This window comes from Actinoplanes derwentensis, assembly GCF_900104725.1.
Classification (GTDB): domain Bacteria; phylum Actinomycetota; class Actinomycetes; order Mycobacteriales; family Micromonosporaceae; genus Actinoplanes; species Actinoplanes derwentensis.
Map to the genome: position 1 here is coordinate 8898234 of NZ_LT629758.1, position 21159 is coordinate 8919392.

At 69.1% G+C, this 21159-nt stretch carries 26 protein-coding genes; 19 read left to right on the forward strand and 7 right to left on the reverse strand.

Going from position 1 to position 21159, the window contains the following annotated elements:
* The first annotated feature begins 37 nt into the window (after positions 1-37).
* The 13 genes from proS to BLU81_RS39835 all read left to right on the forward strand — a co-directional run bounded on the left by proS (position 38) and on the right by BLU81_RS39835 (position 8357).
* Entirely contained in the window at positions 38-1444 is a 1407-nt protein-coding gene (gene proS, locus BLU81_RS39780; RefSeq protein WP_092553526.1) for a proline--tRNA ligase, read from the forward strand.
* Between the two features lie 2 nt (positions 1445-1446).
* A complete protein-coding gene (locus BLU81_RS39785; RefSeq protein ID WP_092553529.1) occupies positions 1447-2100 on the forward strand; it encodes a DUF402 domain-containing protein in 654 nt (217 codons plus the stop codon).
* A 173-nt stretch (positions 2101-2273) separates the two neighbouring features.
* Positions 2274-2738, forward strand: a complete 465-nt coding sequence (gene rpsP, locus BLU81_RS39790; RefSeq protein ID WP_092553532.1) for a 30S ribosomal protein S16 — start codon at positions 2274-2276, stop codon at positions 2736-2738.
* A complete protein-coding gene (locus tag BLU81_RS39795; protein WP_092553535.1) occupies positions 2716-2973 on the forward strand; it encodes an RNA-binding protein in 258 nt (85 codons plus the stop codon). Before rpsP ends, BLU81_RS39795 begins: the two co-directional genes overlap by 23 nt.
* A 3-nt stretch (positions 2974-2976) precedes the next feature.
* Positions 2977-3546, forward strand: a complete 570-nt coding sequence (rimM, locus tag BLU81_RS39800) for a ribosome maturation factor RimM (protein WP_092553538.1) — start codon at positions 2977-2979, stop codon at positions 3544-3546.
* Positions 3543-4307, forward strand: a complete 765-nt coding sequence (trmD, locus tag BLU81_RS39805; protein WP_092553541.1) for a tRNA (guanosine(37)-N1)-methyltransferase TrmD — start codon at positions 3543-3545, stop codon at positions 4305-4307. Before rimM ends, trmD begins: the two co-directional genes overlap by 4 nt.
* A gap of 120 nt (positions 4308-4427) precedes the next feature.
* Complete coding sequence (gene rplS / locus BLU81_RS39810) at positions 4428-4784, forward strand: 50S ribosomal protein L19 (protein ID WP_092553544.1); 357 nt, start codon at positions 4428-4430, stop codon at positions 4782-4784.
* A gap of 166 nt (positions 4785-4950) precedes the next feature.
* Complete coding sequence (gene lepB / locus BLU81_RS39815) at positions 4951-5841, forward strand: signal peptidase I (RefSeq protein ID WP_092553547.1); 891 nt, start codon at positions 4951-4953, stop codon at positions 5839-5841.
* The gene (gene lepB, locus BLU81_RS39820; protein WP_092553550.1) at positions 5838-6497 is read left to right on the forward strand and encodes a signal peptidase I; all 660 of its coding nucleotides are present in this window, start codon (positions 5838-5840) and stop codon (positions 6495-6497) included. The genes lepB (BLU81_RS39815) and lepB (BLU81_RS39820) overlap by 4 nt, the downstream gene beginning before the upstream one ends.
* 24 nt (positions 6498-6521) lie before the next feature.
* A complete protein-coding gene (locus BLU81_RS48855; protein WP_157751987.1) occupies positions 6522-6692 on the forward strand; it encodes a hypothetical protein in 171 nt (56 codons plus the stop codon).
* Between the two features lies 1 nt (position 6693).
* Entirely contained in the window at positions 6694-7533 is an 840-nt protein-coding gene (locus BLU81_RS39825; protein ID WP_092553553.1) for a ribonuclease HII, read from the forward strand.
* The gene (locus tag BLU81_RS39830) at positions 7530-7853 is read left to right on the forward strand and encodes a DUF2469 domain-containing protein (RefSeq protein ID WP_092553556.1); all 324 of its coding nucleotides are present in this window, start codon (positions 7530-7532) and stop codon (positions 7851-7853) included. Before BLU81_RS39825 ends, BLU81_RS39830 begins: the two co-directional genes overlap by 4 nt.
* Before the next feature lie 66 nt (positions 7854-7919).
* Entirely contained in the window at positions 7920-8357 is a 438-nt protein-coding gene (locus BLU81_RS39835) for a murein hydrolase activator EnvC family protein (RefSeq protein WP_092553559.1), read from the forward strand.
* On the opposite strand, the gene BLU81_RS39840 is transcribed toward BLU81_RS39835, so the two are convergent.
* Positions 8348-9535: an aminotransferase class V-fold PLP-dependent enzyme gene (locus BLU81_RS39840; RefSeq protein WP_092553562.1), complete on the reverse strand. Its 1188-nt coding sequence runs from the start codon at positions 9533-9535 to the stop codon at positions 8348-8350. The two genes, BLU81_RS39835 and BLU81_RS39840, sit on opposite strands and share 10 nt — an antisense overlap.
* A gap of 41 nt (positions 9536-9576) precedes the next feature.
* Positions 9577-10719, reverse strand: coding sequence for a tyrosine recombinase XerC (locus BLU81_RS39845; RefSeq protein ID WP_092553565.1), 1143 nt, complete (start codon positions 10717-10719; stop codon positions 9577-9579).
* A gap of 107 nt (positions 10720-10826) precedes the next feature.
* On the opposite strand from BLU81_RS39845, the gene BLU81_RS39850 reads away from it, so the two are divergent.
* Positions 10827-11288: a pyridoxamine 5'-phosphate oxidase family protein gene (locus tag BLU81_RS39850; RefSeq protein ID WP_092553568.1), complete on the forward strand. Its 462-nt coding sequence runs from the start codon at positions 10827-10829 to the stop codon at positions 11286-11288.
* Positions 11289-11764: 476 nt separating this feature from the next.
* On the opposite strand, the gene BLU81_RS39855 is transcribed toward BLU81_RS39850, so the two are convergent.
* Both BLU81_RS39855 and BLU81_RS39860 read right to left on the reverse strand, forming a co-directional pair.
* Positions 11765-12169, reverse strand: coding sequence for a winged helix-turn-helix domain-containing protein (locus BLU81_RS39855; protein ID WP_092558300.1), 405 nt, complete (start codon positions 12167-12169; stop codon positions 11765-11767).
* A gap of 266 nt (positions 12170-12435) precedes the next feature.
* The gene (locus BLU81_RS39860) at positions 12436-12693 is read right to left on the reverse strand and encodes a hypothetical protein (RefSeq protein ID WP_231953733.1); all 258 of its coding nucleotides are present in this window, start codon (positions 12691-12693) and stop codon (positions 12436-12438) included.
* A 538-nt stretch (positions 12694-13231) separates the two neighbouring features.
* Here BLU81_RS39860 and BLU81_RS39865 point away from each other — a divergent pair.
* Positions 13232-13417 (forward strand): regulator, encoded by a 186-nt coding sequence (locus tag BLU81_RS39865; RefSeq protein ID WP_067698744.1) that lies wholly within the window; start codon positions 13232-13234, stop codon positions 13415-13417.
* Positions 13418-13558: 141 nt separating this feature from the next.
* On the opposite strand, the gene BLU81_RS39870 is transcribed toward BLU81_RS39865, so the two are convergent.
* The 3 genes from BLU81_RS39870 to BLU81_RS39880 form a co-directional block, all read right to left on the reverse strand.
* A complete protein-coding gene (locus tag BLU81_RS39870) occupies positions 13559-14734 on the reverse strand; it encodes a DNA-processing protein DprA (protein ID WP_231954879.1) in 1176 nt (391 codons plus the stop codon).
* Between the two features lie 619 nt (positions 14735-15353).
* Positions 15354-16889: a YifB family Mg chelatase-like AAA ATPase gene (locus BLU81_RS39875; RefSeq protein WP_092553574.1), complete on the reverse strand. Its 1536-nt coding sequence runs from the start codon at positions 16887-16889 to the stop codon at positions 15354-15356.
* Positions 16889-17248 carry a YraN family protein gene (locus BLU81_RS39880; RefSeq protein ID WP_092553577.1) on the reverse strand — a complete coding sequence of 120 codons (360 nt, stop codon included), beginning with the start codon at positions 17246-17248 and terminating at the stop codon, positions 16889-16891. Before BLU81_RS39880 ends, BLU81_RS39875 begins: the two co-directional genes overlap by 1 nt.
* A 335-nt stretch (positions 17249-17583) precedes the next feature.
* Here BLU81_RS39880 and rpsB point away from each other — a divergent pair, with 335 nt between their 5' ends.
* From rpsB to frr, 4 genes are all read left to right on the forward strand, one after another.
* Positions 17584-18531: a 30S ribosomal protein S2 gene (gene rpsB, locus BLU81_RS39885; RefSeq protein ID WP_092553580.1), complete on the forward strand. Its 948-nt coding sequence runs from the start codon at positions 17584-17586 to the stop codon at positions 18529-18531.
* Positions 18532-18605: 74 nt separating this feature from the next.
* A complete protein-coding gene (tsf, locus tag BLU81_RS39890; protein ID WP_092553583.1) occupies positions 18606-19436 on the forward strand; it encodes a translation elongation factor Ts in 831 nt (276 codons plus the stop codon).
* A gap of 108 nt (positions 19437-19544) precedes the next feature.
* Positions 19545-20300, forward strand: a complete 756-nt coding sequence (gene pyrH / locus BLU81_RS39895) for a UMP kinase (protein WP_172890879.1) — start codon at positions 19545-19547, stop codon at positions 20298-20300.
* A 72-nt stretch (positions 20301-20372) separates the two neighbouring features.
* Positions 20373-20930: a ribosome recycling factor gene (gene frr, locus BLU81_RS39900; protein ID WP_092553589.1), complete on the forward strand. Its 558-nt coding sequence runs from the start codon at positions 20373-20375 to the stop codon at positions 20928-20930.
* The last annotated feature ends 229 nt before the right edge of the window (positions 20931-21159 follow it).

A 21159-nucleotide genomic window follows, 5' to 3' on the forward strand; every position in this document is an offset into this window, starting at 1 on the left:
GCCGGTTGCAGAAGGGACGCGACTACGATGCCTTCTCATGGCTCGCGTGCTCACTCCCCGTGCGGAGGATTTCCCCCGCTGGTACCAGGACCTCATCGCCAAGGCGCAACTCGCCGACAACGGCCCGGTGCGCGGCACGATGGTGATCCGGCCGGTCGGCTGGGCCATCTGGGAGCGTATGCAGGCCGACATGGACCTGCGCATCAAGGAACTGGGCGTGCAGAACGCCTACTTCCCGATGTTCATCCCGGAGAGCTACCTGCGCCGGGAGGCCGAGCACGTCGAGGGCTTCTCGCCGGAGCTGGCCGTCGTCACCCACGCCGGTGGCAAGCAGCTCGCCGAACCGCTGGTGGTGCGTCCCACCAGCGAGACCGTGATCGGCGAGTTCATGGCCAAGTGGGTCGACTCGTACCGGGATCTCCCTCTGCTGCTGAACCAGTGGGCCAACGTGGTCCGCTGGGAGCTGCGCCCGCGGACCTTCCTGCGGACCACCGAGTTCCTCTGGCAGGAGGGCCACACCGCGCACGCCACCGAGGCCGACGCCCGGGAGCACGCGCGTGACGTGCACAAGAACGTCTACGAGTCGTTCATGACCGACCTGCTGGCGATCCCGGTCGTGCCCGGCCGCAAGACCCGGGGCGAGCGGTTCGCCGGTGCCACCAACACGATGACCGTCGAGGCCATGATGGGCGACGGCAAGGCCCTGCAGATGGGCACCTCGCACGAGCTGGGCCAGAACTTCGCGAAGGCCTTCGACATCAGCTACTCGTCGGCGGAGCGCACCGTCGAGCACGCCTGGACCACCTCGTGGGGCACGTCGACCCGGATGGTCGGCGGTCTGATCATGGTGCACGGCGACGACAACGGCCTGCGGCTGCCGCCGCGCCTGGCGCCGATCCAGGTGCAGATCATGGTGGTCAAGGCCGGCGAGGGCGTCACCGAGGCCGCGACCCAGCTGCGCGACGATCTCAAAGCCGCTGGCGTACGGGTGAAGCTCGACGATCGTGCCGACATCCCGTTCGGGCGGCGTGCCGTCGACGCCGAGCTGCAGGGCATCCCGATCCGGGTCGAGGTCGGCCCGCGTGACCTGGCCAACGGCAACGCCGTGGTGGCCCGCCGGATCGACGGTTCCAAGTCGCCGATCGCCCTGGCCGAGGTGACGAACGCGGTGGTGGCCGCACTCAAGGCCGACCAGCAGCGGCTCTACGACGACGCGCTCGCGTTCCGTGAGGAGCGCACCGTCGACGTGAAGACGCTCGGCGAGGCGATCGAGGCGGCGCAGACCGGCTGGGCCCGGGTGCCGTGGTCGGCGGTCGGCGAGGCCGGTGAGAAGGAGGCGAACGGCAAGGCCATCACGGTCCGTTGCCTCACCCGCCCGGACGGTTCGATGCCGGAGTCGGACGAGGAGCCGGACCTGATCGCGTACGTGGGTCGTTCGTACTGATCGTGAGGTTCGAACCGGGTCGGCTGATCCTGCACCGCGACACCCACCACGGCCGGATCGCCTTCGTGCATCCCGGCCGGGTGATCTCGGACGATGACCGTGGGCTGCTCATCTGGGTGGCCCGCGGCGCGGCGATCGCGGTGGAGCGGACGCTGGACGGCCGTGGCCCGCGGGACTTCCCGTTCGCCGACTGGATGGCCGCTGCGAAACAGCCCCGGGCCGCTGCGTGGAACGGCCCCGGGGTGCTGCGGTTCTTCCCGCCGGGCGAGAACCACTCGGTGTGGTTCTTCCGGGATGACGAGGGCTCGTTCACCGAGTACTACGTCAACTTGGAGGAGACCGCGGTCCGCTGGGACGACGGCGAGGCCGCCGGGATCGACGTGACCGACCAGGACCTGGACATCGTGGCGCGAGCCGACGGCACCTGGTTCTGGAAGGACGAGGACGAGTTCGCCGAACGACTGGCCCGCCCGGACCTCTACTGGGTGCCCGACGAGGCGGCGGTGTGGGCCGAGGGCCGCCGGGTGATCAAGAAGATCGAGGCGGGGGAGTTCCCCTTCGACGGCACCTGGGTCGACTTCCGCCCGGACCCGTCCTGGACCGCCCCCACAGAGCTGCCGCAGGGCTGGGACCGGCCGGTGACGACCCGGTCCTAGGGCCGGTTGGGTGAGACGGCCGGTCGTCTGGCACAATGACTTGTTGGTATCCGGCATGCGACAGGCGCCCTCTAACCCCTGATCGTGACGCCAATCCACGAGGCTTCGGTCCCGCAATCCCCACGTGGGTTCCGGTCGGCTTCACCCACGTACTTACCAGGAGCGAAAACACCGTGGCCGTTAAGATCCGGCTCCTGCGGATGGGCAAGATCCGCAACCCGCAGTACCGCATCGTCATCGCTGACTCGCGCACCAAGCGCGACGGTCGCGCCATCGAGTACGTCGGCATCTACCAGCCGAAGGAACACCCTTCGGTCATTCAGGTGAAGTCCGAGCGTGTTCAGTACTGGCTGTCGGTCGGCGCGCAGCCGAGCGAGGCCGTGCAGCGCATCCTCGAGAAGACCGGCGACTGGCAGCAGTTCAAGGGCCTGCCGGCCCCGCCGCCGCTCCTGGTCAAGGAGCCGAAGGTCAAGCCCGAGGTCGTCGAGGCCGAGGCTGAGGTCAAGCCGGCCACCACGCCGAAGAAGGCGAAGTCCGAGGCCAAGGCTGAGGCCAAGACCGAGGACAAGACCGAGGCCAAGGCTGACGCTGCCGAGACCGCTGAGGACCCGGCCGGTGCCGGCGCCGACGCAAGCTGACGGGGCGCTCCGGCCCGCGCTGGAGCACCTCGTCAAGGGCATCGTCGACAGCCCGGACGACGTCCGGGTTCGTCTGGTCGACTCGCGCCGCGGCAAGCGGCTCGAGGTCCGTGTGCACCCCGAGGACCTGGGAACGGTCATCGGGCGTGGCGGGCGGACGGCCAAGGCCCTGCGTCAGGTGATCGGGTCGATCGGCGGTCGTGGCATCCGGGTCGACATCGTCGACGCGTACTGATCGATGCTTCTAGTCGTCGGCCAGATCGGTAAACCGCACGGTATCCGTGGCGAAGTCACGGTGGTCGTGCGGACCGACGAGCCCGAGGAACGCTTCACCGCCGGTTCGGTGTTCACCACGGAGGTCCCCCGGGACCGCCGGGTGAACGCCGGCCCGGCGGCCGCGCCCGCCTCCGGTGCTCGCTTCGAAGTCCCTGAACAGCTTCTCCTCGAGTCGATCCGCTGGCATCAGGGCCGCGGCATCGCCGTTTTCGAGGGCATTCACGACCGCAACGTCGCTGAGGCGTTGAAAGGCGTGTTCCTCCAGGTGGACAGCGCCACGGTGGCGGCGCCGGAGGACCCGGAGGAGTTCCACGACCACCAGCTCGTCGGGCTGCGCGTGGAGTCTCTGGAGGGTGTGGAACACGGCACGGTGCAGCGGATCGATCATGCCCCGGCTTCGGACCTGATCGTGCTCGCCAAGAAGGGCGGCGGGACGGCGCTGATCCCGTTCGTCACCTCGATGGTCCCGACCGTGGACATCCGGGGCGGCCGGATCGTCGTGGATCTCCCGGAAGGCCTGCTTGACCTGTGAAGGTCGACATCATCTCGATCTTCCCGGACTACTTCGCGCCGCTCGATCTCTCGCTGATCGGGAAGGCCCGGACCACCGGGACTCTCCAGCTCGCCGTGCACGACCTGCGGACCTGGACATCCGACGTGCACCGGACGGTGGACGACTCCCCGTACGGCGGCGGGCCGGGCATGGTGATGCGCCCGGAACCCTGGGGGCAGGCGCTGGACGCCGTCGTGTCGGACGCTGCCACTCTCGTCGTACCGTCGCCGGTCGGAAAGCCCTTCACGCAGGCCGACGCCCAGCAGCTCGCCGGCCTGGACCACCTGGTCTTCGCCTGTGGCCGTTATGAGGGCATCGACCAGCGGGTGATCGACGACGCCGCGGACCGGATGCCGGTGCGTGAGGTTTCGCTCGGTGACTACGTGCTGTTCGGCGGCGAGGTCGCGGTCATCGTGATCCTGGAGGCGGTCACCCGGCTACTGCCCGGGGTGCTCGGCAACGCCGACTCGCTCACCGAGGAGTCGCACGCGGCCGGCCTGCTGGAGGCTCCGGTCTACACCAAGCCGCAGTCGTGGCGCGACCGTGAGGTGCCGGACGTGCTGCGTTCCGGTGATCACGGCCGGATCGCCCGGTGGCGGCGTGAGCAGAGCCTCCTGCGGACCGCCGGCCGTCGTCCCGACATGTACGCCGCCTACTCTCCGGAACACCTCGACAAGAAGGACCGGAAAGCCATCGCCGAGGCTGGATTACAGCTCCCGGCTTCGCGTGTGGCAGAGTAGGGAGGTTGCCGTCCCAGTTCTGCGCCGCAGGCTGAGACGAGGGCCCCATGATCGTGTGGGGTCAGAATCACCCACCCGCGCGCCGAACTCCCGGCCGCCACAAGCTACAAGGATGCAGCGATGAACACGCTGGACACTCTTGACGCCCAGTCGCAGCGCACCGACCTCCCGGACTTCCGGGCCGGTGACACGCTCAAGGTGCACGCCCGGGTCGTCGAAGGTAACCGGTCCCGTGTCCAGGTCTTCCAGGGCGTGGTGATCTCTCGCCACGGCGCCGGCCTGCGGGAGACCTTCAAGGTCCGCAAGATCAGCTTCGGTGTCGGCGTCGAGCGGACCTACCCGTTCAACAGCCCGGCGATCGACAAGATCGAGGTCATCACCCGCGGTGACGTCCGTCGCGCCAAGCTCTACTACCTGCGTGAGCTGCGCGGTAAGAAGGCGAAGATCAAGGAGCTGCGGGACAAGCAGACCGCCTGATCTCCGCGGTGCGGCCGGGGCGAGTGCGGGCGAACTATGCTTGCCCGCGTCCCGGGCGCTGAAATTGGTGAACCATTCCAGTCCTACCGCCCGTAACTTCCCCTAGCCGGGAAACCCGGGCGGTAGTGCTGTATCCGGGGGCGGTTCGGCCGTTAGGCGGCGGGAGATGCGAAGCGTGGATCCGATGGAAGGCTATCGGCCGGCACGACGGCGGCGTGGTGTGGTGCGGAAGGAGATGCCTCTCTGGCAGGAACTTCCTCTGCTGCTGATCGTGGCGTTCTGCTTGGCGGTATTGATTCGGACCTTCCTGGTCCAGGCCTTCTACATCCCCTCCGGGTCGATGGAGAACACCCTGAGGATCAAGGACCGGGTGCTGGTCAACAAGGTCGTCTACGACATGCGTGACCCGTTGCGCGGCGAGATCGTGGTCTTCCGCGGCACCGACAACTGGGCACCCGAGGTGACCGAGGCGGTCAGTGACGCCTTCATCGCGAAACTCGGCCGGACCATCGGTGACCTGGTCGGCGTGAGCCGTCCCGGGGAGCGCGACTTCATCAAACGGGTGATCGGTCTTCCGGGTGACAAAATCGCCTGCTGCGACGCGCAGGGCCGGATCACCGTCAACGGGGTCGGCATCGACGAGGCGTACATCACCGAGGGCTTCAACTCCGATCTGAGTCAGCCGCCGATCCCCGGTCAGTGCACCAGCCGCCGGTTCACCGAGGTGACCGTCCCGGCCGGGCAGATGTTCGTGATGGGCGACCACCGTTCGGTCTCGCAGGATGCCCGCTGCCAGGGTCCGGTGCCGATCGAGAACATCATCGGCCGGGCGTTCGTGGTGGTGTGGCCGAGTGAGAACTTCACCAGCCTGGATATTCCCGACGTCTGGAAGCAGTTCGGCGAGCAGTACCCGGCGGCGCTCGCGGCGCAGCCGGTCAAGGCCCGGGAAAGCGAGCCGATCGTCGCGGCGAACCTCTTTCCCCTTCTTCTCGGTGTAGGTTTATCCGCGCGTTCCAGCATGTCGTTCGCGACTCGACGACGTAGGCTCCGAGCGTGATTGACGAGCAGACCGAAAAGCGCAAGGGATCTTTCTGGCGCGAACTTCCCATCCTGCTGGGGGTGGCGATCCTCGTCGCCGTCCTGGTTCGCGCCTTCGTCCTGCAGACCTTCTACATCCCGTCACCCTCGATGCAGCACACCCTCGAGCTGTGGGACCGGGTCCTCGTCAACAAGCTCGTCTACAACTTCCGGGACCCGCGCCGGGGCGAGATCCTCGTCTTCAAGGCGCCGACCGCGTGGCAGTCCGGCGCCGACGGCGAGGACTTCATCAAGCGGGTCATCGGCCAGGCCGGTGACAACGTGGTCTGCTGCGACGCCCAGCGGCGTCTGATGATCAACGGTCAGTCCCTGGACGAGCCGTACGTCTACGTGGAGTCCGACGGCACCCGCAACCAGGTCGCCGACCAGGACTTCGACATCACCGTCCCGGCGGGCCGCCTCTGGGTGATGGGCGACCACCGTGAGGCGTCCGGTGACTCCCTCGAACACTACGAGCAGAGCACCGCCGCCGACGAGGCCGGCAAGATCCAGGAGGCGACGATCCCGATCGACTCGGTGGTCGGCCGCGCCTTCACGATCTTCTGGCCGGCTGGCCGGGCGACCCTGCTCTCGGTGCCGGAGGAGTTCGACCCGGTCCCCGACGCGGGCAAGTAACTCCTCGCGCAATAGGCTTGTTCTGTGACCGAGGTGATAGACCGCCGCGCCGGCCGGGTCCGCCTGATCGACCTCGTCGGCCGCGTGCTGCCGCAGGGCAGCCCGGGGCTCCGCCGGTGGTTGACGCCCGGCGGCTTCGACCCGGTGGCCCCGCTCCGGTCGCTGACCGTCGGCGCCGTCCCGGAAGGGTCCTGACATGCTGGCCCCACCGCGCACCGTGATCCGTCGTGAAGCCGGGCTCTACGCCCTGGAACAGGCGTTGCAACGTCGTGGCTTCCAGCACGTGGCCGGTGCCGACGAGGCCGGCCGTGGCGCCTGCGCCGGCCCGCTGGTCGCGGCCGCCGCGATCCTGCCCGAGGGTAAACGCGGCGAGATCCCCGGTCTGGCCGACTCCAAACTGCTGACCGCCGCCACCCGGGAACGCGTCTACGACCTGGTCGTGGCGAAAGCGCTGGCCTGGTCCGTGATGATCATCCCGCCGGCCGAGGTCGACTCCCGTGGGCTGCACGTCTGCAACCTCGCCGCGATGCGCCGGGCGCTGGCCTCGCTGGAGATCCGCCCGGACTACGTGCTGACCGACGGATTCCCGGTCGACGGCCTGGGCGTCCCCGGGCTCGCGGTGTGGAAGGGCGACCGGGTCGCCGCCTGCGTCGCCGCCGCCAGCGTGCTGGCGAAAGTCACCCGGGACCGGCTGATGGTCGAGTTGGACGCGACGTTCCCGGAATACGGTTTCGCCGTGCACAAGGGTTACATCACCGAGGAGCACAGCGCCGCGCTGACCCGGCTCGGCCCATGTGCCGAGCACCGGTTCTCGTACGTCAACGTCGCCGCCGCCTCCGGGCGTGGCAACCGGCCGCCACGGGCCCGGCGCCCCGTTTCCGCGGCTGTTCCTTCTTTGTTCGACGATGTATCCGTTACCGAGCCGCTGCTGATTCCGGAGACCGCTGAGGGTACCGTCGGCGTGGCGTCGAGCGAGCAGCCTCAGCCGTCGCCGTCGGTGGGGGAAGATAAGGCCATGGAGGGCGAGAAACGATGAGCGCAGAGGATCTCGAGAAGTACGAGACCGAGATGGAGCTGCAGCTCTACCGGGAGTACCGCGACATCGTCCGCCAGTTCTCCTACGTGGTGGAGACCGAGCGCCGGTTCTACCTGGCCAACCAGGTCGACCTGCATGTGCGCAACGCCGACGGCGAGGTGTACTTCGAGGTCGAGATGCACGACGCCTGGGTGTGGGACATGTACCGGCCGGCCCGCTTCGTGAAGAACGTGCGAGTGATGACGTTCAAGGACGTGAACGTCGAGGAGCTGGAGAAACCAGACATCTCCCTACCCGACGACGCCAACTTCGGCTCGTAATCCACAGTCGGCGGCTGTCCACAGGGGCAGCCGCGGATTTCCGCCGATGCGGGCAGGCTTCTCGGCATGCCTGTTCTCGTCGCTCTTCTGCCGTTGCTGCTCTTCGGGTGGCCGGTCGGCCCGCCGCTGGTCACGCGGCCCTTCGATCCGCCTGATCAGCCCTGGCTGTCCGGGCACCGTGGGGTCGACCTGAGCGTCACCGCCGGGGCGGTGGTCCGGTCGGCGGGCGGTGGCACCGTCGTCTACGCCCAGCGGCTCGCCGGGCGGGGTGTGGTGAGCGTCGCCCACGCCGGCGGTCTGCGGACCACCTATGAGCCGGTCACCGCCACCGTCACGGCGGGGGAGACGGTCGCCGCGGGCGATCCGATCGGCACCGCGGAGCCGGGCCATCCGGGCTGCCCCGTCAGCGCCTGCCTGCACTGGGGGCTGCGGCGCGCAGACGTCTATCTCGACCCGCTCGCGCTGCTCGGGCTCGGGCGGGTGCGGCTGCTGCCCTACCGTTGATAGGCGTGCAACAGAGCCGGGAGACGCTCGGCGAACTGGTCGTACTCCTCCGGATGGTTGTAGACCTGGCCGCTCAGCCGCAGCATGCCGCGCCCACCCCAGGCACTGACCTGGACCTCGGCGGCGAGCTTGTCGGCGATGTGCAACCGCAGAGCGTTGGCCTCCGGCTGAGTGGTCGCCAGACCGGCCGGCAGCGGCACCACCCGCATGGCCACCCCCGGTCCGCCCGGGTGCGGCAGATCCGCGGGCGACAGGCCGAGAGCAACCCCGACAACCCATTGGGCGTACGCCGCCAGAGTCTCGTTGTGCTCCCGGATCTCGTCGAGCCCAAGTGTGCGCATCGCGAAGACACCCGCCGGGGCGGCCAGCCACGAGGTGTAGTCGATCGTGCCCTGGAACTCGACCGACAGCGGAAAACCCTGCTCCTGCTCCCACGAGACGACAAGCGGATCGATCCGCTTCCGCCAGGCCGGCGCCACCTGCAGCAGTGCCGTGCCCCGCGGCGCCCAGCCCCACTTGTGCAGATTACCGACCCAGAAATCGGCGCCGATCGCACTCACGTCCACCGGCAGCATCCCCGGCACGTGCGCGGCGTCCACCAGCACCGGAATCCGGTGCTCGCGGGCGACGGCGACGATCTCCCGGACCGGAAAGAGAGTAGCCGTGGCGGACGCCAACTGGTCGATCACCAGCAACCGGGTCCGCCCCGGGCGCAGCGCCGCCCGGACCCGGTCCACCGTCTCCGCCGCCGAGATCCCCAGCGGCACCGCCACCGTCCGTGCCGAGGCCCCGCTGCGGCGGCACTGACGGCGCACCGCCATCGTCACCGCACCGTAGGAGTGATCGGTCAGCAGCACCTCGTCGGCACTCCCCAACGTCACCGACTGGAGGACCAGCGACACCGCGGCCGTCGTGTTCGGCACCAGCGCGCTGCCGTCCGGGTCAGCGCCCAGGAACCCCGCCAGATGACGTCGGGTGTGGACGATCCGGTCCATCAGACCGGTTCCGTAGAAGCGCAGCGGGTTCGACTCCATCTCGTCGCGGAGCCGTTGCTGGGCACGCTGCACGCTGATCGGCAGCGCGCCGAAGGAGCCGTGATTGAGATAGGACACCGCCGGGTCCAGCGAGAACAGCAGGCGTGCGCCGGGAATGGGCCGGGGCTGCACCGGGGCACTCATGCTGTGGATCGTACGGCGCCGGGCTTGGTGATGGGCTTTGATCAGGCTCTCGGATGGGCCTGCTGGAAGGCCGCCCGCAAACGGTCGGTCGACACATGGGTGTAGACCTGGGTGCTCGCCAGGGAACTGTGCCCCAGCAACTCCTGCACGGCCCGCAGATCGGCGCCGCCGTCCAGCAGATGAGTGGCCGCCGAATGCCGCAGGTCGTGCGGACTGGTGTGCGGAAGCCCCGCCGCCCGCGCCGCGTCGCCGACGATCCGGCGGACCACCGTCGGTTGCAGGCGGCCACCTTTCGCACCCAGCAAGAGCGCGTCGCGACTGGCTCTGGTGCGCAGTTCGGGCCGGGCCAGGCGAAGATAGTCGTCCAGCGCCCGCCGAGCCGGATGGCCGAACGGAACCGCACGCTCCTTGGCCCCCTTGCCGAAGACCCGCACCACCTGGCGGGCGTGGTCGACGTCGGCGCGATTCAGGGCGCAGAGTTCACTGACCCGGATCCCGGTCGCATACAGCAGTTCCAGCACGGCCCGATCCCGAATCGCGATCGCCGCGTCACCCGCGCCGATGGTCGTCGCCGTGCCACCCGTGGCGATGGTTGTCCGGTCGGTGCTGCCTTCGGGAGGCTCGTCGGCAGCTGGGTCGCTGCCGACGGGCTCGGCGGCAGACCGGTCGCTGTAGCCGGGTTCGCCGGCGGCCGGATTGTTGGGTTCGGGTTCGTCGGCGGCCGGATCGCTGGGCTCGGGCTCGTCGGCAGGCGGGTCGGCGCGGCCGGCCGGGTGGGCTGGGGTCATCAGTGCGGCGGCCTGATCGGCGCGGAGCACGGTCGGCAGGGAGCGGTGGGCGCGCGGGCTGGCTAGTTGGGCGCCCGGATCACCCGGGGCACGGCCGGTGCGGTGCGCCCAGCCGGTGAAGACGCGGACCGCCGCGGCACGCCGGGCCTGCGAGGTCCGGGCGGCCCCGGAACCCATCCGGGCCGCCAGCCACCCACGGAGCACCACGATGTCCAGGTCGGCGAGGGTGGTCCGGCCCTCGTACGCCGCATGATCAAGAAGAGAGACCACATCGCCGACGTACGCCCGGACCGTGTGCTCCGACCGCCCCTCCACCATCGCCAGGTGCCGGCCGAACTCGTCCACCGCCTCCCGCAGGGCCGGAGGCAGCCGCTCGTGCAATTCCCGGATTCGCATCGCTTCGACCGTTCACCTCGCCGGATTCCCCGTCAAGCCGGTGGTCCGGCGTTTCGCATCGATCTTCCAGCCCGCGAATGTCGTACCCCCGGTCTAGCCTCCGAAGCATGGCACGCTGGGAGGAAATCGAGAGAGAAGCCCCGGAGTTCGCGGCCCGAGTGCGGGCCCTGTTCGAAGCCGGGACCAACAAGACCATCGCCACGCTGCGCCGCGACGGCTCACCCCGGATCAGCGCTTCGGAGGCCGAGTTCACCGACGGCGAGATCACCTTCGGCATGATGCCCGACTCGTTGAAACTGAGAGACATTCGCCGAGACCCCCGCCTGGCGATGCACAGCCCCACCTTGGAGCCCCCACCCGGCGACCCGTCCGCCGGCCCGGGCGACGCCAAGCTGGCTGGCCGCGCCGTTGAGATCCCACCACCGGCCGACACCCCACACGTCGGCGCGGGCTTCTTCCGCATCGACATCCAGGAGGTGGCCCTGACCTACGTCGGCACCCCCGCCGACCACCTGGTGATCGAGTCCTGGCACCCGTCCCGAGGCCACCACCGCCGAACCCGAGCCTGATCCCACCCGACACACCCAGCGGCCGATCACCGCCAACGCGCCACCAGCGTCTGCCCGAGGTTCGTTGGCGCCCGCCCAGCGTCCGTCCGGCTTCTACCTGGCGCCCGCCTGGAGTTTGGGGCTGGCCTCGGTCAACCCGCTACCAGCGGTCTATCTGGCTGCCGTCAACCTGCCACCAGGGCTCGTCCGGCGTATTGACCGGTCGCATCACGTCCTGAAGTTTCTGCAGTTCTAAAGGCGTTTCGGGGTCAGAGTTGCGTGACTACTTGGGGTACGAACCGAACCCGAACTCGCCACACCGAAAAGGCATCCGTACCTTGACGCCGAGCTTGCTTTCGCCGGTTTCGATGGTCGGCAGGTTCAAATCCGCGGTTCTGCGGGCCGGGCGGTGGTGTGTTGGTTACACCTCGGGGGTGAGGGTGTGGCTATGTCCGGACCGCGGCCGGGTGGCTCGTCGTTTTCAGGGGCGGGTCATTTCAGGGGCGGGTCAGTTGGACTCGGTCGGCTGGGTAGCTGGTGGCTGCGCCGTCGGGGGCGGTGACCACCAGGACGGGGACGCCGTCGCGGAGGCGGTGACGGCGGCGTTCGCTGGCGGTGGGCATCCGGGCGCTGACGCGTGCGCCAGTGGTCAGGGGGATCAGTTCGACCGGTTCGGGGACCCGGACGAACGTGCCGCGTGGGCGGTCCACGGTGACCAGGCCTTCGCTGCGCAGTTGGCCGATGGCCTGGCGCACCGTGGTTCGGCTGAGTTTGTGGTCCTCGGCCAGTCGCAACTCGCTGGGCAGTATGTCGCCCGGGGCGAGGTCACCGCTCTCGATCTGCCGTCGCAGCAGGTCAGCCAGCTGGCGAAAGACCGCGCGATCCGCTGAGTGATCGATCATGACCACTATTTTACGTGGTACGACCCTATGTACTCATGTGCCGACGACCGCCCGGAGAGCACCAGCCACAAGCGGGAGTGGCTGGTTGACCGGCAGGGTCCGGCGCCGAACCGGCCTGGCCGAGTCGGCCCGGGCCGAACTGATCCAGAGCCGAACCGTTCAGGCCGGGCGAGCCGGACAGTTCGAGCCGTTCAGGCCGAGCCGTTCAGGCCGGGTCCGAGCCGGGTCCGAGCCGAGCCGGTTTGGGGCGAGCCGGGCCGAGCCTGTCAGCCATGGGAGAGATCCTGGGCCCAGGCCAGGAACCGGTCGTGCAGGTTCAGCGGTGGGTGGTCGCCGCGGGTGGTCAGGTCTTCCAGTGCGTCGTACATCTGCGCGGACAGGTAGATCTTCAGTAGGGACGGGAACGCGCGGTACTCCGTGAGCAGTGCGGTTCGCGCTTCGGTGCAGGGCCAAGGGTGTCCGCAGACGCGGCAGAGCCACTGGGGACGGTCGCTCAGATGTTCGGGCCCAGGAATTGTGGACAAACGGTTTCCCCCGGAAGTGATCGATTGGCGGGCTCACGGCATCAGCGATTGCGGGGATGGCGGCGCGAACGTGTTCGGCGGCCGAAACCCGCGCGATGCTGCTGTGCGGGAGTGAGTCGACCGGGTCGTCCCACGTCCGAGTCGGGATCCGATGTGCGAATGGTGGAATCGGTATTGGGGGGAATCGGTTCGGTGTCCGGGTCGGGCTGTGCGTGCCGTGACCGGTAGAGGCCCCCCTGTCCGATCTCCGACCGCGTTTCCGCAGGTGAGGCGCGAGCCAATGGATAGGGCGGCGTCGGCGCAGCCGGGGGAATACGGTCGATGCAGGGGGCTTGCAGACCGCATATGCAGCGCCGCCAGAAGGTGCGCCAATCGCGCCGATGGTTGGGGTGGAACAGAACGGATCCCGTTGACGGGCGCTCTCTAGGCATGAGTCCACCTTATTTGGTCTGGGACTAGCTGTCCCGTACGAACTTGATAAGAGACTAATAGTCTCGCGCCTACGGTCGATCATGTGGGAGTGAAGCCGATCCGCCTCATGGGCGCGCACGAGATCCGTATCCGTCTCGGCGGCGTCAGCCGGCAGCGGGCGTACCAGATCACCAGCCGTGCCGATTTTCCGAAGCCAGCCGCTGACCTTGCGCAGGGGAAGGTGTGGTTGACCGAGGACGTCGAGGCGTGGATGAAAGTTCATCGCCGTGACCTGGACGAGTCCGAGGACTGACGCACCCGGCCACATGCTGTGGTCGTTCAACCGGCCCCGGGGCCGGCCACCGCCGCGACGGTGGCCGGCCCCCTCAACAGGCCGGCTTTCACCATGCCTGTGAACAGCCGTGAGTCCGTGAGTCCGTGAACGGCTGAGTGGTCAGCGGCCCTCGGAACGGGCGTGCCTGAGGGCGTAGCCGTCGCCGGCTCGTACCACCAGTCCGGCTATCTCCAGCAGCGACAGGCGCCGCAACACCGTGCGCAGAGTCAGCCGCGCCTCCGCGGCGATCCGCTCCGGAGTGGACGACCGGTTCGTGGGTAGCGCCTCCAGGACGAGGGCGCTCTCCTCGTCCAGCTGATCGTGGCGGCGTTCCGGTCCGCGGGGTGGATCAGCCAGGTACTCGCCGATCCGGCCGACCTCCTCGAGGATCTCCCGGGCGGACGTGACGATCCGCGCGCCCGGATTGCTTCGCAGGATCTCGTGGCAGCCGACCGACATCGCCGAGGTCACCGGCCCGGGCACGACCATCGCGGGCCGGCCCAGTGCCAGTACCCGGCTCATCGTCTGCGTCGCGCCGCTGCGGGCGGCGGCTTCGACGACGACGGTCCCGGCGGTGGCCGCGGCGATCACCCGGTTCCTGATCAGGAACCGGTGGCGGAGCGGGTCGGCGCCGATCGGCCACTCGCTGATCAGCAGGCCGGTTTCGGCGACCCGTTCGAGCAGGGCCGAGTTCCCGGCCGGATAGGGACGTTCAACCCCGCAGGCGAGGACCGCGACGGTACGCCCGTCAGCCGCGAGTGCTCCTCGATGAGCCGCCGCGTCGATGCCGAAGGCCCCGCCGGACAGGACCGTCCAGCCTTCGCAGGTCACCGAGTACGCCAGATCGCCGGTGACGTTCGTGCCGTAGTCGGTGGCCGCGCGGGCGCCGATGATCGAGACCGATCGTTCCAGCGTCGCGCCGAGGGACCACTCCCCGCGCACCCAGAAGCAGAGCGGCGGCCGGATGTCGTGATTGACCCGTCCGGAGGCGTCGAGTTCCAGCGTCGCCAGGTCGTTGAGCCGGCCCGGCCACTCGCTGTCGGACGGGACCACGAGCCGGGTGCCGAGTCGGTCCCCGCGCCGTAGTGCGATCTCAGCGATCCGCCGCGGGTCACCGGCGACGGCCCGTGCGGCGACCGTGGTGCGCAGTCCGCGGTCCGGTACATCACCGGTGAGCAGGCGATCGAGAGTCGCCGGCGCGCCATCCTGGTGAACCAGGGCCCAGACCGTCCGGTTCCCAGGCTCGGCCAGCCATGTCAGCGCCACCCGCGCGATCCGGTCCTCCAGCCCGCCGATGGAGGTCCCGCCGACGGAAATCCCGTCGACCGAAGTCCCGTTGGCTGAAGTCCGACTGGTTGAAGTACCGCTGGCCGAGACTCCGTCAGCTGCCGTCCCACTCATGCCGCGCCTCCGCCGTAGCGGGTCGAGGCAGGTCCGGGAGGAACGTTCGGAGGTCGAGGGGGACGGTCGAGCCGGCCGATCGGCGCACTGGGCGACCAGCGGGCGTGGCCGGACTGGGCGGCGAACGTGTGAACCCGGTCAGTCGTGAAGTTCATCAGCTTCTCCGTTCAAAGTGTCAAGAAGGGCAAACGGGACAGCGGTAATGCGAGGGGATGACGAGATCTCCGAGGCGCGAAAGGGCGGTGGCGCGGCGCGTCGGTGCGGATCCACGCGGGAAAGCGGTGCGGCCTGACGCGGGTGTTCGTGAGGGTGGTGGATGTGCCACAGGAGGTGGGTGTGGTGACGGGGAACAGGACCTGGCAGGGCAGTCCGAAAAGAGGCAGTGGAATCACCGGGGATAGGAGGGCCGGAAGCGGAACGGCGGGGGAACGGACGAGCGGAAGCGGAGCGGCCGGTAGCGGGACCACGGGGAGTGGGGCGGCAGGGAAGGGCGGTCCGGGAAGCTGAGGGTGGGTCAGCGGGCCGGCCGGGCACTGGCCTCGCCCATGCGCAGCTGGTAGGCCTCGAACACGTCACCGCCGTCGGGGCGTGGGCGGCCGTCGAGGTCGGCGATGGTCCAGGCGATGCGGAGGCAGCGGTCGTAACCGCGGGCCGAGAGCGCGCCCCGGTCCAGAGCGGAGTGCAGGACGACGGTGTCGCCGGCGGGTAGCCGCCACGGCGGCCGGCGCAGGTCGGAGCCGGGGACGTCGGCGTTGACCCGCCAGCCGTGACGGGCCCAGCGGTCGGCGGCCGCGGCCCGGGCCCGGGCGACCCGGCCGGCGACTGCCGCGGACGGTTCGGCGGGTTCCGGGCCGGCCAGGAGCTGGGCGGCCCGGACCGGTAGCAGGGTGACCTTCATGTCGATCCGGTCGAGCAGGGGCCCGGACAGCCGGCCGAGGTAGCGCCGCCGGATCACCGGCCCGCAGTGGCAGGCCTGGTCGCCGGCCGGTGACGCGCACGGGCAGGGGTTGGCGGCGACGACGAGCTGGGCACGCGCCGGATATTCGGTGGTGCCACGGGCCCGGGAGATCAGCACCCGCCCGCTCTCCAGCGGCTGCCGCAGCGCCTGCAGGGTGGCCCGGCCCATTTCGGGAATCTCATCCAGAAAGAGCACCCCGTGATGGGCGAGGGAGATCGCACCCGGCCGGATCAGCCCGGATCCGCCGCCGATCAGGGCCGCTATCGACGAGCTGTGGTGGGGCGCCTGAAACGGAGGCCGTCGCACCAGGCGCCCGTCGGGCGGCAGAACCCCGGCGATCGACTGGAGGGCGGTCACCTCGAGGGCCGCCTCGTCGTCGAGCGGCGGCAGGATCGACGGGAGGCGCTCGGCGAGCATCGTCTTACCGGCGCCGGGTGGCCCGAGGAGGGCCAGGTGGTGGCCACCCGCGGCGGCGACCTCCAGGGCGTGGCGCCCGGTCTCCTGGCCGGAGAGGTCGGCGAGGTCGGGCCCGGGCGGTTCGGGAGCGGGCGGTACGTCCGGCGGCTCCAGCAGCGTCCCGGTCCCGCCGGCGAACTCGACGAGGCGCTGGAGCGTGTCGACGGCCCGCACGGTCACGCCGGGCACGACGGTCGCCTCGCAGGCGTTGGCCAGCGGCACGATGACCCGGGTGATCCCGTCCCGGGCCGCGGCGGCGACCATCGGCAGCACGCCCCGCACCGGCCGGACCGTGCCGTCCAGGCCGAGCTCGCCGAGGAGTGCCACTCCGTCGAGCCGGGCCGGGGGGAGCGCGCCGGCTCCGGCGAGGACCGCCGCGGCGATCGCCAGGTCGAAGCCGCTGCCGTGTTTGTGCAGGGCGGCGGGGAGCAGGTTGACGGTGATCCGCCGGTTGGGCCAGTCGTGCCCGGAGTTGACCACGGCCGCCCGGACCCGGTCGCGGGCCTCGTTCAGCGCGGTGTCCGGCAGCCCGGTGAGGACGAGGGTGGGCAGGCCGTTGGAGAGGTCGGCCTCCACTTCGACGAGGTGGCCGGTGACACCGGCGAGACCGGCGCAGAGCACCCGGGCGTAGCCCATCAGAACGCGTCCCGGATGTGGTGGACCCGGGCTGCTCCACGGGGCTGGGGGAGGATCTCGACCACGTCGAAGCGGATCTGCGCCGCTCGTACCCCCGCCTCGGTCAGCCATCGGGAGGCCAGCTGCCGTAACCGGCGCACCTTGCGGTGATCGACGGCTGCCGCCGGCGGGCCGAAGGCGGTCGTGCGCCGGGTCTTCACCTCGCAGAACACCACGTCGTCGCCGTCACGAAGGATGAGATCGATCTCTCCTTCCGCGCAGCGCCAGTTCCGTTGCAGCAGCTCCAGGCCGTTTCCTTCGAGGTGCCGGGCGGCCAGCCGCTCGCCGTAGGCGCCGATCGCCCGTCGCTGAGTCGTCATGCCCCGGGACGTTCACAGGGTTTCCGGGATCGTGCGAGGCGGCCTGTGGACCGTCCGCCGGTGTGGATGACCGGCCACCTGCCGAGCGGATCGTGCTAGGCACGAGGGCGGACCTTCCGGCCGGGCGGCTTGGCGTATGCTTATCGACGGCGACCGCCCACGCGGTCGACCTCGCGTGCCCTCCGACGGTTCCGGGAGCTGATTCTCAGCGACGGTCGTCGGCGGTGGCCCTCCCTGGTCCCGATCTTCTCGGGCCCGACTGTGGCCATCGACCGGGCACCAGGACACCCACCGCCGGTGGGTGTGGCAACCAGGGATGATCAAGGAGTAACACCATGGCCGTAGTGACCATGCGCCAGCTGCTCGAGAGCGGCGTCCACTTCGGGCACCAGACCCGTCGTTGGAACCCGAAGATGAAGCGCTTCATCTTCACCGAGCGCAACGGTATCTACATCATCGACCTGCGCCAGACCCTCGAGTACATCGAGAAGGCCTACGCGTACGTCCGTGACACCGTCGCCGAGGGTGGCCACATCCTCTTCGTCGGCACCAAGAAGCAGGCGCAGGAGGCCATCGCCGAGCACGCGACGCGGGTCGGCCAGCCGTACGTGAACCACCGTTGGCTCGGCGGCATGCTGACCAACTTCCAGACCGTTTACAAGCGGCTCCAGCGCATGAAGGAGCTCGAGGCTCTGGGTGACCTGACCGGCACCGCCGCGGGTTACACCAAGAAGGAGACCCTCCAGCTCTTCCGCGAGAAGACCAAGCTCAGCAAGACCCTCGGTGGTCTGCGTGACATGACCAAGACGCCGTCGGCGATCTGGGTCGTGGACACCAAGAAGGAGCACATCGCCGTCGACGAGGCCCGCAAACTGGGCATCCCGGTCATCGCGGTGCTGGACACCAACTGTGACCCGGACGAGGTCGACTTCCCGATCCCGGGTAACGACGACGCGATCCGCTCCGCCGAGCTGCTGACCAAGGTCATCGCGGCTGCTGTCGCCGATGGTCTGATCCAGCGTCACGGTCAGCGCCGGGGCAACAACGCCGAGGAGAAGCCGGAGCCCGGCACCGTCGCCGCCGGCGAGCCGCTGCCCGAGTGGGAGCGGGACCTGTACGAGGGCACCGAGAAGAAGGCCGACGAGCCGGCTGCCGCCGCTGCTGCCGAGCCCGCCGCCGCTGCCCCCGTCGAGGCCGAGGAGCCGGCTGCTGCCGCTGCCGAGCCCGCTGCCCCCGCTGCGGAGCCGGAGCCCGTCGCCGCCGCTGCTGTTCCCGCCGAGTAAGTCAACCGACGTGCTTCCGGCCGCCGCTATCAAAAGCGGCGGCCGATTTCCCGACTGACATCGAGAGAAGAGTCATGGCTAACTACACCGCCGCGGAAGTGAAGAAGCTCCGCGAACTCACCGGTGCCGGCATGATGGACTGCAAGAAGGCGCTGGAGGAGTCCGAGGGCGACTTCGAGAAGGCCGTCGAGTTCCTGCGTGTCAAGGGCGCCAAGGACGTCGGCAAGCGGGCCGGTCGCACCGCAGCCAACGGCATCGTCAGCCACTCCGGCAAGGCGCTGCTCGAGCTGAACTGCGAGACCGACTTCGTCGCCAAGACCCCGGACTTCGTGTCCCTGGGTCAGCGGTTCGTCGAGTTCGGCGAGGCCAACAAGGTCGCCGACGCCGCCGCGCTGCTGGCTGCGACGCTGGAGGACGGCAAGACCGTCGCTGACACGATCCAGGAGTATTCCGCCAAGATCGGCGAGAAGATCGTCCTGAACCGCTTCACGATCGTCGAGGGCACCGTCGCGGTCTACCTGCACCGCAAGGCGCAGGACCTGCCGCCGCAGGTCGGCGTCCTGGTCGAGTACACCGGCAAGGACGACGAGGCGGCCGACAACGACGCCCGCGCGGTCGGCATGCAGATCGCCGCGATGCGGCCGAAGTTCCTGACCCGCGAAGAGGTCCCGGCCGAGGTCGTCGAGACCGAGCGTCGCGTGGCCGAGCAGACCGCTCGTGAGGAGGGCAAGCCGGAGCAGGCTCTGCCCAAGATCATCGAGGGCCGGGTGAACTCCTTCTTCAAGGACTTCGTCCTGCTGGAGCAGTCTTCGGTCGTCGACAACAAGAAGACGGTCAAGCAGGTCACCAGCGAGGCCGGTATCCAGGTCACCCGGTTCGTCCGGTACGAGGTCGGCCAGGAGTAAGGCTCCTCACGCACATGACACGGGAGGTCGGGCACGCGATTGAGCGTCCGGCCTCCCGGTCGCATAAGGTCTCCTCCAGACAGAGAAGGGAAGGCGGGTCTCATGACGATGGTGACCGAGCAGTCCGCCACGGTTGACGAGAACCCGCCGACGCTACGGCCGCGGCGGGTCGTTCTCAAACTCTCCGGCGAGGTGTTCGGCGGCGGCGCGGTCGGGGTCGAACCCGACGTCGTGCAGTCGCTGGCGAAGCAGATCGCCACGGTGACACGGCGCGGCATTCAAGTCGCGGTCGTCGTCGGTGGTGGCAACTTCTTCCGCGGCGCCGAGCTGCAGAAGCGCGGCATGGACCGTAACCGGGCCGACTACATGGGCATGCTGGGCACGGTGATGAACTGCCTGGCCCTTCAGGACTTCCTGGAGAAGGAGGGCATCGAGACCCGCGTGCAGACGGCGATCACGATGGCCCAGGTCGCCGAGCCGTACCTTCCGCTCCGCGCCATCCGGCACCTGGAGAAGGGCCGGGTCGTGATCTTCGGCGCCGGCGCCGGTATGCCGTACTTCTCCACCGACACGGTGACCGCCCAGCGCGCGCTGGAGATCCACGCGGACATGGTGCTGATGAGCAAGAACGGCGTGGACGGCGTCTACACCGCCGACCCGCGGATCGACCCCACCGCCAAGAAGCTCGAGACGATCACCTTCCAGGGCGTGCTCCAGCGGGGTCTGCGGGTGGCCGACCAGGCCGCGTTCAGCCTCTGCGAGGAGAACAAGCTCCCGATGCTGGTCTTCGGTGCTGAGGGTGACGACACCATCGTGCGCGCGTGTGCCGGAGAGCGGATCGGCACGTTGATCACCGCAGGCTGATCCCGCGTTCGGTTCCAAGGACGTACCCCACATCCCGCACCACCGAAGACAGCAAGGAGGCGAGAAGAGACGGTGATCGAGGAAACCCTCTTCGAGGCCGAGGAGAAGATGGAAAGCGCGGTCGAACACGCCAAGGAGGAGTTCGCCGCCATCCGGACCGGCCGGGCTACTCCCGCGATGTTCTCCAAGATCGTGGTGGACTACTACGGCGCGCCCACGCCGGTGACGCAGATGGCCTCGGTCGGCATCCCGGAGCCGCGCATGGTCATCGTCAAGCCCTACGACGCGTCCCAGCTGGGGCCGATCGAGCGGGCGATCCGTGACTCGGACCTCGGGGTCAACCCGAACAACGAGGGTACGCAGCTCCGGATCCACCTTCCGCAGATGACGGAGGAGCGGCGCCGCGAGATGGTCAAGGTCGCCCGCGGCAAGTCCGAGGACAGCCGCGTCTCGATCCGTAACGTGCGCCGTAAGGCCAAGGACCAGATCGACAAGCTGGTCAAGGACGGCGAGACCGGTGAGGACGAGGGCCACCGTGCGGAGAAGGAGCTCGACGACCTGACCCACCGCTACGTCTCGATCATCGACGAGCTGCTCAAGCACAAGGAAGCCGAGCTGCTCGAGGTCTGAGCGGCTGGACGGCCCGGCGCATCCCACGGAATGTGCCGGGCTTCGGCCTGTTCGGCCAGGGCCGGTTCACGGGCGGTCAATTTGCCCGTCACCTCGACCGCTGTTCAAACGTCGCCTTTGCAGTACGCTCTGCACGGTTCCTGTGAGGGGCGTAAACGTTGACATTCGGCAGGTAGGGGTTCGGTTTTGTCCTGGTGTTCGGCGGCGGTGCCGTCCACGATCCTGACCG